General features: G+C 67.9%; 12 protein-coding genes. 4 read left to right on the top strand and 8 right to left on the bottom strand.

Translation table 11 applies throughout. From position 1 onward, the window contains the following. Positions 1 to 107: 107 nt before the first annotated feature. From AC3WLC_RS19465 to AC3WLC_RS19445, 5 genes are all read right to left on the bottom strand, one after another. Positions 108 to 1001 (bottom strand): sugar kinase, encoded by an 894-nt coding sequence (locus tag AC3WLC_RS19465; RefSeq protein ID WP_493685562.1) that lies wholly within the window; start codon positions 999 to 1001, stop codon positions 108 to 110. Positions 1002 to 1272: 271 nt separating this feature from the next. Beyond that, on the bottom strand, positions 1273 to 2319 hold the full coding sequence (locus AC3WLC_RS19460; protein WP_493685561.1) for an aldose epimerase family protein: 1047 nt from the start codon (positions 2317 to 2319) through the stop codon (positions 1273 to 1275). Between the two features lie 24 nt (positions 2320 to 2343). Next, positions 2344 to 2754 carry a type II toxin-antitoxin system VapC family toxin gene (locus AC3WLC_RS19455; protein WP_493685560.1) on the bottom strand — a complete coding sequence of 137 codons (411 nt, stop codon included), beginning with the start codon at positions 2752 to 2754 and terminating at the stop codon, positions 2344 to 2346. Then, a complete protein-coding gene (locus AC3WLC_RS19450; protein ID WP_129158230.1) occupies positions 2754 to 2999 on the bottom strand; it encodes a type II toxin-antitoxin system VapB family antitoxin in 246 nt (81 codons plus the stop codon). The genes AC3WLC_RS19455 and AC3WLC_RS19450 overlap by 1 nt, the downstream gene beginning before the upstream one ends. A gap of 61 nt (positions 3000 to 3060) precedes the next feature. Then, complete coding sequence (locus AC3WLC_RS19445; protein WP_493685559.1) at positions 3061 to 3510, bottom strand: VOC family protein; 450 nt, start codon at positions 3508 to 3510, stop codon at positions 3061 to 3063. 79 nt (positions 3511 to 3589) lie between these two features. Here AC3WLC_RS19445 and AC3WLC_RS19440 point away from each other — a divergent pair, with 79 nt between their 5' ends. The 4 genes from AC3WLC_RS19440 to AC3WLC_RS19425 all read left to right on the top strand — a co-directional run bounded on the left by AC3WLC_RS19440 (position 3590) and on the right by AC3WLC_RS19425 (position 12213). Continuing rightward, positions 3590 to 5047 (top strand): cation diffusion facilitator family transporter, encoded by a 1458-nt coding sequence (locus AC3WLC_RS19440; protein WP_493685558.1) that lies wholly within the window; start codon positions 3590 to 3592, stop codon positions 5045 to 5047. Between the two features lie 61 nt (positions 5048 to 5108). After that, entirely contained in the window at positions 5109 to 7748 is a 2640-nt protein-coding gene (gene pepN / locus AC3WLC_RS19435) for an aminopeptidase N (RefSeq protein WP_493685556.1), read from the top strand. Positions 7749 to 8053: 305 nt separating this feature from the next. Next, entirely contained in the window at positions 8054 to 10324 is a 2271-nt protein-coding gene (locus tag AC3WLC_RS19430) for a PAS domain-containing sensor histidine kinase (protein WP_493685555.1), read from the top strand. 170 nt (positions 10325 to 10494) lie between these two features. Continuing rightward, entirely contained in the window at positions 10495 to 12213 is a 1719-nt protein-coding gene (locus AC3WLC_RS19425) for a GGDEF domain-containing protein (protein ID WP_493685554.1), read from the top strand. Positions 12214 to 12226: 13 nt separating this feature from the next. On the opposite strand, the gene AC3WLC_RS19420 is transcribed toward AC3WLC_RS19425, so the two are convergent. From AC3WLC_RS19420 to AC3WLC_RS19410, 3 genes are read right to left on the bottom strand one after another with little or no spacing between them, the layout of a single operon-like run. Next, positions 12227 to 15184, bottom strand: a complete 2958-nt coding sequence (locus tag AC3WLC_RS19420; protein WP_493685553.1) for a bifunctional [glutamine synthetase] adenylyltransferase/[glutamine synthetase]-adenylyl-L-tyrosine phosphorylase — start codon at positions 15182 to 15184, stop codon at positions 12227 to 12229. 43 nt (positions 15185 to 15227) lie between these two features. Further along, entirely contained in the window at positions 15228 to 16745 is a 1518-nt protein-coding gene (locus AC3WLC_RS19415; protein ID WP_493685552.1) for a HAMP domain-containing sensor histidine kinase, read from the bottom strand. After that, on the bottom strand, positions 16729 to 17412 hold the full coding sequence (locus AC3WLC_RS19410) for a winged helix-turn-helix domain-containing protein (RefSeq protein WP_346357969.1): 684 nt from the start codon (positions 17410 to 17412) through the stop codon (positions 16729 to 16731). The genes AC3WLC_RS19415 and AC3WLC_RS19410 overlap by 17 nt, the downstream gene beginning before the upstream one ends. Between the last annotated feature and the right edge of the window lie 63 nt (positions 17413 to 17475).

The following is a 17475-nucleotide window of genomic DNA, read 5'->3' as shown; positions in this document are numbered from 1 at the left end:
GTTGACCAGGTGCGCGGCAGCGCACGGCCGATCACATGCCCGAGCAGCGTGACGAGGGCGCGACGCGGCACTGACGCATCGACGACACCGGCGATTAAGTTGCCCCCTCAGGGATGCGCCGCCAGGAAGCGCTCGACCTCCTCGCGCGTCGGAGTGCCGGCGCGGCCGCCGAAGCGGGTGCATTTGATCGCAGCCACCGCCGAGGCGAAGCGCACGGCCTGGCGTTCCCCCTGCCCCTCGGCCAGCGCCAGCGCAAAGGCGCCGTGCCAGACATCCCCGGCGCCGAGCGTGTCGACTGCCTCGATCGGGAAGGCCGGCAGATGGGCAATGCCGCCATGCTCCATGAACAGCACGCCGCGCGGGCCGAGCGTCACCGCGAGCCAGTTCCTGGCATTGCGCGCCAGCGCTTCCAGCGCCGCCCGCGGTTCCTGTCCGCCCGACATCTCGCTCAGCGCCTTCTCGCTGAAGGCGACATGGCTGGCGGTGGTGACCATCTCCGGATGGGTCGGCTGGCGGTCGCCGTCGATCACGCCGGGCACGCCGGCCTTGCGCGCGAGCTGCAGCGCCGCGAGCGAGCCCTCGCCCCAGCGCGTGTCGACCAGCACGCCGTCGCAACCATCAGGTAGCGTCTCAGGCAGCCAGTCGGGCGAGAGCGGCGTCTTCGGGTCGGTATAGGAGACGACCATGCGCTCGCCCTGGGCATCGATCAGGATCGAGGAGACCGGAGAGCGCAGGCCAGGAAAGCGCGGCGAGAGCGAGGTGTCGACACCGTCCTGCTGCAGTTGCGCGACGATGGTGTCGCCGACCGCATCGTCGCCCAGACGGGTCGCCAGCCAGGCCTTGCCGCCGAGCCGGCCGATCGCGGCCGAGCCGCTGCCGGCGCAGCCGCCGCCAGTGACGACAAGATCGCGCGCCCGATCCTTTTCGCCGGGATTGGGCACGCGCTCGACGCTGTAGACATAGTCGAGCGTCGCGATACCGAGACAGAAGACGCCGGCCATACGACTAAGAGCTCCTAACAGAATCTGAGGGGGTCTCGACGCCGGCAATTCGCTCGATCCGCCAGGAGCGACGTGCAGCCGATACCGTTGGTATCGGCAAGCGGCGCGACGCCGCGGGCGGGCGAATTCCCGGCGCCGAAGGTGGGCTTTGGAGGGTCGCCTGCGGCGTCGAACCGACTTGCCGATACCAAAAGGTATCGGCTGCGCGCTTCTCCTAGCATCCGTCTCCTCCAAAGCCCATCGAGACCCCCTCAGATTCTGTTAGGAGCTCTTACGCTCCGAACCTGAATTCGCTGATCTGGCGATAGACCTCGCCGGGGCGCAGCACCGTCGACGGGAAATGCGGCAGATTGGGCGAGTCCGGCACATGCTGCGGCTCGAGCGCGATGCCGGCGCAGGCGCCGTAGCGGGCACCGCCGAGGCCGGCGACCGGCGCATCCAGCTTGAAGCCGTCATAGACTTGCAGCGCCGGCTCGGTCGTCCAGATCTCCATGGCAAGGCCGGAGTGGCGCGAGCGCAAGGTCGCGGCATGGGCGATTTCGAGCCCCGTCGCCGCCGCTGGCTCGCGATGGTCACGCCGAAGCAGGTAGTTGTGATCGTACCAGAAGCGCGAGCCGTCCGGATTGGCGAAGCGGATCGGCCGGGGCTTGCGGAAATCGAAGGGCGTTCCCGCCACCGGGGCGACCGAGCCGTCCGGGATCAGGTCGGCATCGACCGGCGTGATCAGGTTGGCGCGAACCTCGAACTCGTGATCGAGGATATCCGGGCCGTCGTCGAGGCGGAAATAGGAGTGATGCGCCAGGTTGACGATCGTCGGCGCGTCGGTCGTCGCAGTGAGCTCGATCCGCAAGGTCGCAGCCCCGACGAGGCTGTAGCGGCAGAGGACATTGAGCCTGCCGGGATAACCGGCATCGTCGGCGGGAGAGACCAGCGCCAATGTCGCGCTCGCCTCGTCATGATGCACCAGCGTCCAGGGCCGCTTGCCGAAGCCCTGCCCGCCGCCATGCAGCGAGTTCCGGCCATGCTCGTTGAGCGGGGTCTGGTACTCGGTGCCATCGAGTGCGAAACGGCCGCCGCCGATGCGGTTGGCGAAGCGGCCGGCGATCGCGCCCATATGCGGGGAATGCATGGGGTAGTCGGCGAAGTCGGGGAAGCCGAGAACGACGCGCTGGCGCCCGCCATTCGGCAGCGGCACGACGAGATCGCGCAGCACCGCCCCCCATTCCATCACCCGCGCCTCGGCGCCAGCGGGAGAGCGGAGCACCGCCTCGTGGATCGGCGTGCCGTCGTCGAGATGGCCGAAGAGGATCTTGGTCAACGTTCGAAAGCTCCGCTGGGACGATCAGGCTCCGAAGCGGATGCCGTCGATATCGGTATGGACGAAATCATTGCCCTTGTAGGCGAGCGGTACGCCCGCGGCGCGTGCCGCCGCATAAGCGAAACAATCACCCATATTAAGACGGGCCCGATGGCCGGCAAGGTAATGATAGTGAGCCGCACAGACATGCGCGGCCGCACCGATCGCTGCATCGATCGAGACGATCCGAATCCCTGTTTCTTCCGTGAAGTCGCGAACGATCTCGTAGGCTTTATCGATCGAGACCCGCCTGACCGCTGCGATTCTGGTCGAGGCCTCAAATATCGCCAAGGGAGAGGTCACGTTTTCGGAGGCCTGCGCGAGGGCCCCTCTGAAGGCGATTGCCTCGGGCTCTTCGAGCAGATTGGCGACGATAACCGAAGCGTCGAGGAACATCAGGCGTCGCCGTACTCACGATCCCAGAACTCTTTGTGAGTCAGGCCGTCATCGACCGTCGGATATTGGGCGAGCCTTTCCTGCGCCCGACGCGTGGCTGCTTCGATCCTCTCGCGCCGTTCCGCACGCTGCTTCAGCTCGTTGTCCACCGCCAGGCCGATCGCAGCCTGAAGCGAAATCCCGTCCTGACGAGCCAGCTCACGCACCTGCCGGTCGATTTTTTCGTCGCGCACCAGAATGCCCATGCGAGCCTCCCTGATATCATCTGATGATATCAGGAAGCATATCAGCCCGCAATCGCAGCGATCACCACGCCCCGGTGTTCGGCATGCTCAGCCAGGGCTCGGCCGGCGCCTTGGGCTCGCCCTTCTGCAGGATCTCGATCGAGATGTTGTCGGGCGAACGGACGAAGGCCATGTTGCCGTCGCGCGGGGGCCGGTTGATGGTGATGCCGGCCTTCATCAGTCTGTCGCAGGTCGCATAGATGTCGTCGACCTCATAGGCGAGGTGGCCGAAATTGCGCCCGCCTGTGTAGACCTCCGGATCCCAGTTATAGGTCAGCTCCAGCGTCGGGCGGCCGCGGCTGCCCTGCTCCTTGACGCTCGCAGCATCGTCGGGCGCGGCGAGGAAGACCAGGGTGAAGCGGCCCTTCTCGTTCTCGATCCGGCGGGTTTCGATGAGGCCGAACTTGGTCACGTAGAAATCGAGGGCGGCATCGAGGTCGGTGACGCGGACCATGGTGTGGAGATAGCGCACTGTTTTGCTCCCGGGGTTGATCTGGTTGATGGATCGGGCCAAACCGGCGCCATTCCAAGAGGGCTCGCGCGGACCTATCATGAGCGAAACGCAGGATCGCACGCCGAACCCGGCAGGCCCGGTGTCGCCCACCGAGGTCTCCCGGGTCAAGCAGAAGGCGGCGACGCTGTCGGTGCTCGCCAGCATCGTGCTGACGCTTGCCAAGTTCGGCGCCGCGATCCTCTCCGGCTCGCTCGCTTTGATGACCGACGCGCTGCAGGGGCTGATCGACATCGGCTCGACCATGTTCACCTGGTTCGCGGTGCGCGCCGCCGACAAGCCGGCCGATGACGAGCACCATTACGGCCACGGCAAGTTCGAGGCATTGGCGGCGCTGCTGGAGACCGCGATCCTGTTCGGTCTCTCGGGCGCGATCCTGTGGGAAGCCACCAACCGGCTGTGGAGCGGCAGCGAGCCACATGTCGCGGTGACGCCGCTGGTGATCGGCGTGCTCTTATTCTCGCTGATGGTCGACGCGACGCGCTGGCGCACGCTGACCATGGTCGCCAAGGAGACCCGCAGCGAGGCGCTCGCGGCCGAGGCGCTGCATTTCGCTACCGATTTCGTCGGCACGGCGCTGGTGCTGCTCGGCCTGATCCTGACCCGGATGGGCGTGCCGATGGCCGACAGCGCGACGGCGCTGGCCCTCGCCGTATTCATGATCGCCACTGCCGTGAAGCTCGGCCGGCGAACCGTCGATACGCTGATCGACGCGGCGCCGAAGGGCGTCGCCGAGCGCTTGCGCGAGGCGGCGCAGGGCGTTGCCGGCGTCGTCAATGTCGAATGGCTGCGGCTGCGGCCCGCCGGCGGCGTGGTGCAGGGCGAGATCGGCATCCAGGTCTCGCGCACTTTGCCGCTCGACCGCGTCACCGCGATCAAGGACGACCTGCTTCGGGCGCTGGTGACCGTCGAGCCGGATTCGGCGCTGACCGTCACCGCCAACCCGGTCCAGGTCGATGACGAGACCGCGCTGGAGCGGGTGCTGCTGATCGCGCTGAAGATGAAGGTGCCGGTGCACCATGTCAGCGTCCACACGATCGGCGGGCGGCTCGCCGTCTCGCTCGACATGGAGGTCGATGCGCTGCTGCCGCTCGGCGAAGCCCACGAGATCGCGACGCGGCTAGAGAACGCGATCCGCGCCGAATTCGGCGGCGAGACCGAGGTCGACACCCATATCGAGCCGATGGAGACCGGCCAGCCCTCCGGCCACAATGCGCCATGGGAGGTGGTCGAGGCGATCGGCAAGGCAATCGCGCAGGAGGCGGCCGAGGCCGGCGGCCCGATCCGCGACATCCACAGCGTCCGCGTACGCGAGACCCGCAACGGCCTCGTGGTCAACTATCACTGCCGCGCCGATGGCGCGCTCGACGTCGCCGCCGTGCATCGCGCCGTCGACAAGATCGAGCGCAAGGTTCGCGAGGCGCGGCCGGATGTCTGCCGGCTGGTCAGCCATGCCGAGCCGGCGATCACGACCGACAAGCCCTACGCCCTACCCTGACGGCTTTCGCCGTCATCGCCGGCTCCATAGATTAAGAGCGACTGAAGGAAGCGAGCCTGCCATGCGCGCCGAAGACGCCCCGCTGATCCGCCTCGAGGATTATCGCCCCTCCGACTGGCTGATCGACACCGTCGATCTCGACATCGTCCTCGATCCGACGCGAACCAGGGTCCGCTCGCAGTTGCAGCTGCGCCCGAACCCGGCCGGCCATGCCGGTGCACCGCTCATGCTCGACGGCGACGAGCTGACGCCGGATTCTATTCTCCTCGACGACGTCCCGCTCGATCCTTCCCTGTACTCGCTCTCGCCACAGGGGCTGACGATCCCGGCGCCGCCGGCGCGGGCGTTCTCGCTCCGGATCGAGACGACGCTCGACCCCAGCGCCAACACCAAGCTGATGGGGCTCTACCGCTCCAGCGGCGTCTACTGCACGCAATGCGAGGCCGACGGCTTCCGCCGCATCACCTATTTCCTCGACCGGCCGGACGTGATGAGCGTCTACACCGTCCGTCTCGAAGCGGCGAAGGCGCAGGCTCCGGTGCTGCTCTCCAACGGCAATCTCGTCGCAGCGGCCGAGCTACCCGGCGGCGAGCGCCATTTCGCCGTCTGGCACGATCCTCATCCCAAGCCGGCCTATCTGTTCGCGCTGGTCGGCGGCAAGCTCGACCATGTCCGGCAGGACTATGCCACCGCCGATGGCCAGAAGGTCGAGCTCGCCGTCTATGTCGAGCCGGGCAAGGCCGGGCGCGCTGGCTGGGCGCTGGACAGCCTCGTGCGCTGCATGCGCTGGGACGAGCGCGTCTTCGGCCGCAACTATGATCTCGACTTGTTCAACGTCGTCGCCGTGTCCGACTTCAACATGGGGGCGATGGAGAACAAGGGCCTCAACATCTTCAATGATAAATATGTCCTCGCCGACCCGCTGACGGCGAGTGACGGCGATTATGCCTCGATCGAGGCGATCATCGCGCATGAGTACTTCCACAACTGGACCGGCAACCGCATCACCTGCCGCGACTGGTTCCAGCTCTGCCTGAAGGAAGGCCTCACCGTCTTCCGCGATCAGGAATTCTCCTCCGACGAGCGCTCGCGCCCGGTTAAGCGCATCGCCGATGTCCGCACCTTGCGCTCGACGCAGTTCTCCGAGGATGCCGGCCCCCTCGCCCATCCGGTCAGGCCGCGCGCCTACAAGGAGATCAACAACTTCTATACGCCGACGGTCTACGAAAAGGGCGCGGAGCTGATCCGCATGCTCAAGGTGCTGATCGGCAAGGATGCCTTCGCCCGTGGCATGGACCTCTATTTCGAGCGCTGCGACGGCACCGCCGCGACGATCGAGGAGTTCCTCGACTGCTTCGTCGAGGCCTCCGGCCAGGACCTGGCCCATTTCGCTGGATGGTACGAGCAGGCCGGCACGCCGACCGTGGTCGCCTCCGGCAAATACGATGCGCAGGCGAAGAGCTATACGCTGCAGCTGGCGCAATCGACGCCGGCGACGCCCGGCCAGCCCAAGAAGAAGCCGGTGGTCATCCCCGTGGCGCTCGGCCTCGTCGGCAAGGGTGGCGACCTGCCGCTCACCAGCATCTCGCCGGCGTTGAAGGGCGGCGGCGTGGTGGTGCTCGACCAGCCCTCCCTGTCGCTGACCTTCACAGACCTGCCGGAAGCGCCGACGCCGTCGCTGCTGCGCGGCTTCTCGGCACCGGTCCGGCTCGAGCTCGATCTCGGCGACGGCGAGCTGTTGCGGCTGTTCAGCGCCGACAGCGATTCCTTCAATCGCTGGCAGGCGCTGCAGACGGTGGCGACGCGGGCGCTGGTGCGCGCCGGCAAGGGCGACCAGTCTACGCTGGATGCGACCGCGACGGCGCTCGCCGAAGCGTTCGCAGGCTTCCTCGCCGGCCCGGCGCTGGCCGATCCTGCCTTCGGCGCGCAGGTGCTGCGCCTGCCCGCCCCGGCTGACATCGCCCGCGAGATCGGGCGCGACGTTGACCCGGATGTCGTCCATGGCGCCCATCGGCGGCTGTCGGCTGCGGTCGGCGCCGCGCTCGCCGGGCAGCTGGCCAGCTTGCGCGACAGCCTCGTCGAACGCGGGCCCTATTCGCCCGCCGCGGCGCCGGCCGGACGCCGGGCACTGCGCAACGAAGCGCTCGGCCTGATCGCGCTCGGCGCTCCGGCCGAGGGCGCGCGGCTTTCGCTGGCGCAATTCGGCGAGGCCGACAACCTGACCGACCGGCTCGCGGCGCTGGCGGCGATGACGCTGATCCCGGGCACCGAGCGCGAGGAGCTGATCACGCGCTTCGGCGAGCTCTATGCCCGCGAGCCGCTGGTGCTCGACAAATGGCTGATGGCGCAAGCGCTGATCGCCGAAGACGGCACGCTCGCCCGGGTAAAGGGGCTGATGAACCACTCCGCCTTCTCGCTCGGCAATCCCAACCGGGTGCGCGGGCTGATCGGCGGCTTCGCGGCGAACCTGACCCAGTTCAACCGGGCCGATGGCGAGGGCTATGCCTTCGTCGCCGACATCGTCATCGCGCTCGACCGGACCAACCCGCAGGTCGCCTCGCGCCTGCTCGGCTCGTTCAAGAGCTGGCGCATGCTTGAGGCAGGGCGCAGGGTCAAGGCGGAGGCGGCGCTGCGCATGGTCGCGGCGACGCCGAACCTGTCGCGCGACGTGTCCGATATCGCGGCGCGGTCGCTGGGTTGAGCGTGTAGTTTCAGAGGGCTTCTGCGCCTCCTTTCGAGGCCTAGATGCCCTCAGGAGAATCGCCCGTTAACCGGCTGCGTCGGCAAAGGTTAACGAAGTCCTGCGCGCGCAGGATTCAACCGATTCGCCACTACAACCAACGCGCGCAAAACAGCTCCAGGGACGTAGTTTCCGCTAGACAAAGGGACTCTCGCGGATTCAACTGACTGTGATTCGGGGATGCGGCACGTCTCTCGATCTTACTGTCGGTACATCGCTTCCGAAGGGGGACGGGCATGACGCGTGCAGACGCGGCTTGCGCACACGTGCGCGCAAATTCAGTTCTGGGCGTAGCGCGATCCCTGACGCACCCGATCTATCAGCGCTTCGAGCAGCTGGAACCGACCTTCCGGAAAGTCATTCCGGCGCTTGTCGCGGGCTTCGTCCTGCTCCTGGCCCTCGGCGCCTACGTCCAGACCTCGGCACTGCGTGACGATGCGCTCGACGATGCCGCTATCGACCTCGAAGCGCTCGCCGCGTTGCTTGTGCGCGAGCTCGATCTAGCCTCGAAGGACGACAAGCGCCCCGACAGCGCCCTCACCCCCCTGTCGACCAAGCACATCGCCGGCCGCGGCCGCATCGCCTATGTCAGCGACGCCAGCGGCCGGGTGGTCGCAGGCGAACCGGCTATCGGCTCGGGCGAGCGCAGCCTGGTCGACGTGCTCGGCCCCGGCCAGGCGCTGACCGTCTTCGCCGACCGCGCCGGCGTGATGCCGATCACGCTGCCGGGCGGGATCGAGGCGCTCGCCACCGTGCGCAACCTCTCGGCTCCGCTCGGCCAGGTCGCGGTGCTGCATCCAGTCAAGCGCGCGCTCTCGGTCTGGGACGAGCGCCGGCGCTCCATCCTCGTCCTGTTCGGCTCGGCGGCGATCGTGCTCGCCGGCATTACCGCCGCCTTCGTGCTGCAATCGCGCCGGGCTCGCGCCGCCGACGAGGATTGCGACTGCGTGCGCGACCGCATCGACACGGCGCTGAGCCGCGGCCATTGCGGGCTGTGGGACTGGGACCTGGCCCGGGGCCGGATGTACTGGTCGGATTCGATGTACGCGATGCTCGGCTACGACCGCGCCGGCGAGTTCATGTCCTTCGGCGAGGTCAACGCCTTCATCCATCCCGAGGATGCCGATCTCTACGCGCTGGCCGATGCGGTCAGCCGCGGCGAGACCGACCATCTCGACCAGGAATTCCGCGTCCGCAACGCCTCCGGCGAATGGGTCTGGCTCAAGGCCCGGGCCGAGCTCGTCACTGATCGCCGGACCCATGCCCAGCACCTCGTCGGCATCGTCGTCGACATCTCCGAGCAGCGCCGCATGGCCGCCCGCACCGCCACCGCCGATGCCCGCCTGCGCGACGCGGTCGAGGCGATCTCGGAAGCCTTCGTGCTCTGGGATGCCGAGCAGAAACTCGTGCTCTGCAACGCCAAGTACCAGCAGCTGCACATGCTCTCGCCCGAGCTGGTCCGCACAGGCACGGCTTACGAGCAGATCATGAGCCACAGCGCCCAGCCGAGCATCGACCGCGAGCCGGTCCGCAGCGTGCGCGCCGGCTCCGGCAGCCATTCCTATGAGGCGAAGCTCTCTGACGGGCGCTGGCTGCAGATCAACGGCCGCCGCACCAAGGATGGCGGCTCGGTCTCGGTCGGCACCGACATCACCCTGCTGAAGCAGCAGGAGGAGCGCCTGACCCGCTCCGAACACGAGCTGCTCAAGACCGTCACCGACCTCAAGGCCTCGCGGCAGAAGCTCGAAGCGCAGGCGCAGCAGCTTGCCGAGCTCGCCGAGCTCTATCTGGAGCAGAAGGCCGCCGCCGAAAGCGCCAACCGCGCTAAGTCGGAGTTCCTCGCCAATATGAGCCATGAGCTGCGCACGCCGCTCAACGCCATCCTCGGCTTCTCCGAGATCATGGATGATGGCCTGTTCGGCCCACTCGGCTCCGAGCGCTATGTCGAGTACGTCCGCGACATCCGCTCCAGCGGCGGCTACCTGCTCGCCGTGATCAACGACATCCTGAACATGGCCCGGATCGAGGCCGGCAGGATCGAGCTCGAAAAGGCCGATGTCGCGCTCGACCTCGTGGTCGGCGAGGCGATCAGCTGCCATCGCGAGGCGATCGCGGGCAAGCGGCTCTCCCTCACCAGCGAGCTCGGCAGCGACATGCGCCTCGAGGCCGACGCGCACGCCCTCTTCCAGATCGTCGGCAACCTCGTCGACAACGCCGTCAAGTTCACCCCCGAGGGTGGCAGGATCGCAGTCCGGGTCAAGCCGGCGCCGGGCGCCCTCAACCTCTATGTCGAGGATAGCGGCATCGGCATCCCGCGCGAGAAGCTCGGCCGCATCGGGCGCCCGTTCGAGCAGGTCGAGGGCGACCTCACCCGCAGCCATGGCGGCTCGGGCCTCGGTCTCGCCATCGCCCGCTCGCTGGCAGAGCTGCATGGCGGCTCGCTGCGGGTCCGCTCGATCATGGGCTCGGGCACGATCGTGATGGTCCACCTGCCGCTGAAGAGCCCGGCAGGGGCGGAGCTGGAGCAGGCGGCCTGAACCCGGCACCCGGCGCTGCAGCCGCCATCAGGAAGGCACAAAACGTCGTGACCTTCTTAGGCGCCGCTTAACCGCGCCCCTTGACGAAGCCTAAACCGCCCTGCGGCAAGCCTCGATCTGCGACGTTCATATCGGTGGCCAACCGGAGCGTTCCCTCGAGTTTTGGATTGATGCAGGCCCAGTTCGACAGCGACCGATCGCACACCTATCGAAACGCCGGCAAGGTGCTCGGACGCTCGGCGCTCGTCACGATCGCCTTCCTGTCCGCGATGATCGCACTCGTCATCTCGGGATTCGTCTACATCAGCCACCAGGAAGCGAAGGTGCAGGAGGTGCGCCAGACCACCCGAACCTTGCGCGTGGCGCGCCAGGCCGTGATGGAAGCCGGTGCGGCAGTCGCCGATCTGATGATCCGGCACGACAGCGAACCCAACCTGCTGAAATATGCGCAAACACTCAGCCGGTTGAACACCTTCGCCGATGACAGCTTCCCGGAGACCGCCTTGCGCGGCAGCGATGAAGTACCGACCCCCACGATCCTCACCGCGCTCAAGGCAGGCTGGGCCGATGTCGTCTCCGCCATCGCTGCGAAGCAACCCGAGATCGCGCAGTCGCTCTATGGCGCTCGCGGGATCGAGCGCAACCTTACTATCCTGACGCGGGCAATCCTCGCGGACCTGACCCGGAGAGAAGCCCTCGAAGCCTCCTTCAACCGCAACATCGAGCGTGCGACGAGCGTCGTGCTCGGGCTTCAGATCCTGACCGGCGCATTCTGCATCCTGGCCTTTGTCGGCGCCTCGCGCAGCAGCGCGCGCGATGCCAGGGCGCGCGATCTCGCCGTCGCCAATGCCAACGCGTCACGCGAGCAGGTTTCACGCCTGTTCGGCATGACCGAGATGCTGCAGAGCGCGCTCGATCACAGCGATGCCAACGCCGTCCTGCGCGCGACCGCTGCCGAGCTCATCCCCGATCTCGGCGGCGCGCTCTACGTCTTCAACAATTCCCGCGACCGGCTGGCCCTTTCGACGACATGGGGACGGGAGGATCTCGAGGCGCTGCCCGACGCGATCGGGCTCCAGCAATGCTGGGCGTTGAAACGCGGCAAGCCGCACACGAACCGTCCCGGCTCGCACAATCTCTGCTGCGAGCATCACACCGTCGGCGACCACGTCCTCGAAATCCCGATGATCGCCCGCGGCGAAATCCTCGGCCTGCTGCAGCTCTATTGCAGCGGCGCCGCGGCAGGCCCGAGGCTCGAGGCCGCAGCCAGCGTCGGCGCCGCACTCGCCGATGCGATGTCGCTTGCGCTCTCGAACATCGCCCTGCGCGACAAGCTGCGCAGCCAGGCCCTGCGCGATCCGCTGACCGGCCTCTACAATCGCCGCTACATGGAAGACGCGCTGGAACGGGTGGTGCGCCTGGCCGAGCGCGAGCGGACCGAGGTCTCGGTGATCATGATCGACCTCGACCATTTCAAGCGCCTGAACGACCAATATGGCCATGCCAAGGGCGACGCCGTGCTGCGCGATTCCGCGGCGGCGATCATCAACCAGCTGCGCGAGACCGATATCGCCTGCCGCTATGGCGGCGAGGAGCTGATCGTCGTGCTGCCCAATTGCGGGCTCGACATGGCGGCGGCAAAGGCCGAGCGGATCAGAGCCAGCATCGAAGTGCTGTCGGAACCGAACGGAGCCCAGGTCTCGGCCTCTCTTGGCGTGGCCTGCGTCCCGGCGACCTCGAGTTCCAGCCGCGACCTGCTGGCCAACTCCGATGCGGCCCTCTACCGCGCCAAGCAGGAGGGCAGGAACCGGGTCGTGCGCGCGCCGTCGCAAAAGAAGGGCGCGCGAACGGAACAAAGCGGCGCAGCCAGCTCCCTGGCGGCGGAATAGAGCGCAGCGCCGGTTAGGACGGCGCCCGCCCCGTTCCCAGAATGCGCCGGAAGATCGCCCGCACGGCGCTGCGTGTCTCGTCGAGCTCAGCCTTCAGCACCTTGGCATCCGGCAGGCCGACCGCCGTCGCGATCCGGCGCAGCACGCGCTCCGGCACCGCCTTGGCATCGAAATCCTCTTCCACCGCAAAACGTTGCCAGAGCTGAACGTCGCCGATGAAGCGGGCAGCGTTCGCAAGGCGCTCGGCGTCCGCTACCGCGATGACGCCGGTGTCGCGCGCCGCGGCAAAGACGCCGGAGGTGGTGCGGGCAAGCAGCTGCGGATGGTCGTGGCCATAGGCGAGCACCAGGAACTGCGCCAGGAAGTCGAGATCGGTCAGGCCGCCGGCGGCGAGCTTCAGATCCCAGGCATTGCCCTCGCCTTTCTCCTTGGCGATCAGCGCCCGCATCTCGGCGACGGCGGCGGCGACCTTGGCCGGCTCGCGCTTGCGCAGCAGGATCTCGCGGATCGCCGTCTCGACCTTCTCCCTCAAGGTCGCATCGCCGGCGACGACGCGGGCGCGGGTCAGCGCCATCTCCTCCCAGATCTCGGCCTCGCCCTGGTGATAGGCGGTGAAGCCGCCGAACTGGGTCGCCACCGGGCTCTTGTTGCCGGCCGGCCGCAGGCGCATGTCGACCTGGTAGAGCGTGCCGCGCCGCGTCGGCACGGTCAGGGCCGCGACGAGGCGCTGGGTGAAGCGGACATGCCAGGTCACCGGATCGAGCGGGCGCCCGCCATCGCTGGCTTCGGCCTCCTCCGGCCGCTCGTAGAGCAGCATCAAATCGAGATCGGACGATGGCGTGAGCTCGCCTGCCCCTAGCCGGCCCATACCGAGCACGACCGCTTCAGCACCCTCTACGAAGCCATGGTCGGCGGCGAAGGCGGCGCGCGTATCCTCGAAGGCGACGCGGATGCTGGCAGCCGCCGCAGCGGCATAGCCCTGTGCCGCCTGCTCGGCATTGATCACGCCGGAGAGCAGCCGGGCGCCGACCAGGAAGTTCTCCTGCCGGGTGGCGTCGCGCAAGCGGTCGAGCCCGTCCTCGACGCTGGGCGGCGGCGTGCCGACCACGGCGCGCACGCGTTGCGCCACCCGCTCGGCGTCATGGCGCGGGGCGCTGAAAGCGGGATCGATCACCGCGTCGAGCACATGCGGATAGAGCGCCGCCACCTTGGCAAGGCGCGGCGCGCTGCCGAGTATCTCGGCAAAGAGCTGCAGCAGGGCGTCGTGCGAGCGCAGCAGGGTCAAAAGCTCGACCGCCGCCGGCATGCGCACGAAGGCGTTGTCGAGATGGGCGAGCGCGCCGTCGGGATCGGTGGTGCGGCCAAGCGCGACCAGCAGAGCCGGCGTCAGCTCGGTCAGCACCTCGCGGGCGCGAGCGCTGGTCACGGCGGCGCGGCGGCCGAAATGCCAGCCGCGTACTGTCTCCGCGGCGGTCGCGGGCTGGCGGAAGCCGAGCTTGCCCAGTGTCGCCAGCGTCTCAGGGTCGTTCTCGGTGCCGGTGAAGGAGAGCGAGCCGGCCTCGCTGGCGAGGCTGGGCGCATCCTCGAACAGCAGGGCGTAATGGCCTTCGACGCATCTGGCATGCGCTTCCAGATCCTTGCCGAAGGCCTTGGCCGAGGGGTAGCCGCAGAAGCGGGCGAAGGCGTCGAGATCGGCGGCGTCGGTCGGCAGGGTCTGCGTCTGCTCGTCATGGCGCATCTGCAGCCGGTGCTCGATGGTGCGCAGCCAGCAATAGGATTCCGTCAGCTCGTCGCGGGCCTGCGGACTGATCCAGTTTTCCTTCGTCAGCTCACCGAGCATCTCGAGCGTGCGCGGCCCGCGCAGCGCCGGGCGCCGGCCGCCGAAGACGAGTTGCTGGGTCTGGACGAAGAACTCGATCTCGCGGATGCCGCCGCGGCCGAGCTTGACGTTGTGGCCGGGCAGGCTGAGCGTCTCGAAGCCCTTCACCGACTGGATCTGGCGCTTCATCGCATGGATGTCGGCGATGGCGGCGAAGTCGAAATATTTGCGCCAGATGAAGGGGGCGAGATCGGCGATGAAGCGGCGGCCGAGCTCGATATCGCCGGCGACCGGGCGCGCCTTGATCATCGCAGCGCGTTCCCAGTTCTGGCCGACGGTCTCGTAATAGGCATAGGCCGTCGGCAGGGCGACGGCGACATGGGTCGAGCCGGGATCGGGCCGCAGGCGCAGGTCGACGCGGAAGACATAGCCGTCGGGCGTCCGCTCCTGGATGATGCGGGCGATCTGCTGGGTGAGCTTGACGAAGAAGCTGGTGGGCTCGCCGACGCCGGCGGCCTCGGCCATCTCCGGATCGAAGAAGACGACGATGTCGATGTCGGAGGAGTAGTTCAGCTCGCCCGCACCATGCTTGCCGAGCGCCAGCACGACGAGGCCGGAGCCTTTGCCGGGTTCATCGGCGTCGGGCAGCTCGATCCGGCCGAGGCCGGCAGCCTGGTGCAGCGCGTGCTCGCTCGCCAGCTTCACCGCCATGTCGGCGGTCGCGCTGAGCGCGGCAGTGACCGTCTCGACCGGCCAGACGCCGCCGATATCGGCGAGCGCAATCAAGAGCGCCATCGCCTGGCGGAAGCGGCGCAGCTCGCGCATCAGGTCGGCGGTCGCCGTTTCCGGCGTAGCGAAGGCGGCGATCCCGGCCAGCAGCGCGTCGCGGCGCTCGCCCGGATCTGTGCTCAGCGAGGCGAGCAGCCCCTCCGGATCGCGCCGCATGATCTGTGTGAGGAAGGGCGAGTGCGCCAGGATGCCGGCGACCAGCCCAGCCGAAGCCTCATGGCCTTTCAGGTGGGAGACGAGCCGCTCGCCGGCCTCGGTATCGAACAGGCGCTCGATCAGCTCCTCGCGCCAGAGCGTCTCGACCTTGCCGCGCGCCGGCAGGACAGGCGCCGCCTTCAGGCATTCGCATAAGGGCTCGCCCACACTGACCTCCGCGACGATCGGCTGAGCGAGCCTTAGCCCTTCATCAAGCCGACTGGAACCCTGCCGCGTCCGGCTGCGATGTCGAGCCTTGAGGCGCCTCCGCAGCGGGCCTGTCCACAGGAGGTGGCACGATCGGCAGCGACATCACGATGGCGAGGCCCGGTGCATTGTCCGACAGACGGATCGAACCGCCATGCAGATGCGCCACGGCGGAAGCCAGGGCGAGGCCGAGCCCGAAGCCCGGCTTGCTCCTGCTCTGGTCGAGCCGGACGAAACGCTCCAGCGCACGGCCACGATCCGCCTCGGGAATGCCCGCCCCGTGATCGGCGACGCCAAGCTCGACCATGTCGCCGACGCGGCTGGCGGTCACCACGACGGTCGCCGGCGCGTCGCCTTCCGGCTTGCCGTATTTCAGCGCGTTGTCGATCAGATTGGCCAGCGCCTGGCCGATCAGCTCGCGATTGCCGGTAAGCGACAGGCCGGGCTCGACGGAAGCCGACAAAGTCAGCCCCACCTCCTCCGCCAGCGGCTCGTAGAGCTCGGAGAGCCCGTCGACGATCTCGGCGAGATCGAGCGGCGCCATGCTGTCGGTGATCTGGCGGGTCTCCAACCGGGCGATCATCAAGAGCGCGTTGAAGACGCGGATCAGCCCGTCCGCCTCCTCGATCGAGCCATCGAGAGCCGCGCGCAACTGCTCGGGAGACTGTGCCGTGCGCAGCGCCTCCTCGGCACGATTGCGCAGGCGGGTCAGCGGCGTCTTGAGGTCATGGGCGATATTGTCCGTGACCTGCTGCATGCCGCTCATCAGCTCGCCGATGCGGTCGAGCATGGCGTTGAGATTCCCGGCCAGCCGGTCGAGCTCATCGCCGGTACCGGCGATGGCGAGCCGGCCCTGGAGGTCGCCGGCCATGATCGAGCGGGCGGTGTCGTTCATGCCGTCGATGCGTTTCAGCACGCGCCGCGCCACGAACCAGCCGGCGAAGCAGCCGAGCACGACGACGAGCAGGACCGACCAGCCGGCCGCACGCTTGATCACGACGCGCAGGCGCTCGCGCTCCTCGACATCGCGACCGACCAGCAGGCGAAAGCCCGCCGGCAGCATGAAGACGCGGACGATGGCGTGGTTGGTCTGGTCCAGCGTCTCGGAGGAGCGGGCGTATTCGATCTCGCTTTCGCCCTGACGGTCGAGCGTGCCCGGTGGCAGCGCCTCGATATTGCCGGCGATGCGCTCGCCCAGCGGCGTGGTGACGAGATAGAGCGAGGCGCCCGGCCCGCGCGAGCGCCGCTCGATGACCTGGACGAGGCGCCTGATGCCGCCGAGGCGCTGCTGCTCGGCCAGCCCCTGGATCTCGGCGTCGATGGTCGAGCGGATCTGGTCGTCGAGCAGGTTCTTGGCGTTCCAGGCGACATAGCCCAGCACGAAGATGGCGAAGATCGCGAAGACGACGAGATAGATCGCCGTCAGCTTGAAGGCGGTGGTGCGGACGAGATGCGGCAGGAAGCGCAGGCGGCCGGAAGGCTGCTGCGCCTCCACCGCTCGGCCCTCAGCGAGCTGTGTCACGGACCATGTATCCCGCGCCGCGGATGGTGTGGATCATCGGGTGCTCGAAGCCCTTGTCGACCTTGGCGCGCAGGCGGGAGACGTGGACGTCGATGACGTTGGTCTGCGGGTCGAAATGATAATCCCAGACGTTTTCGAGCAGCATGGTGCGGGTCACCACCTGCCCGGCATGCTTCATCAAATACTCGAGCAGGCGGAACTCGCGCGGTTGCAGCACGATCTCCTCGCCGGCGCGGGTGACGCGGTGCGCCAGCCGGTCGAGCAGGAGGTCGCCGACGCGATAGGTGGTCGGCTCGGACGCCGGCGCGCCGCGGCGGCGCGAGAGCACCTCGACGCGGGCGAGCAATTCGGAGAAGGCATAGGGCTTGGGCAGATAGTCGTCGCCGCCGGCGCGCAGACCCTTCACCCGGTCGTCGACCTGGGCGAGCGCCGAGAGGATCAGCGCTGGGGTAGTCTCGCCCTGCTCGCGCAGGGAGCGGATCACCGAGAGCCCGTCCATGCGCGGCAGCATGCGATCGACGACGAGCACATCGTAGCCGCCGCCCTGGGCCATGGCGTAGCCCTCGAGCCCATCGGGGGCATGGTCGGCGACATGGCCGGCCTCGCGAAAGGCCTTGACCAGATAGGCTGCCGCTTCGGCGTCGTCTTCAACGATCAGGAGTCGCATGGCTGCAACCTAGCTCAAGCAAACGGAAAGCGGCAGGCCGGAGGTGACGATCCGACCTGCCGC

It is taken from the genome of Allobosea sp. GW821-FHT03A12, from assembly GCF_058986765.1.
Note: the sequence above shows the minus strand (reverse complement) of the source record. Positions and strands in the feature narration are given on the sequence as shown.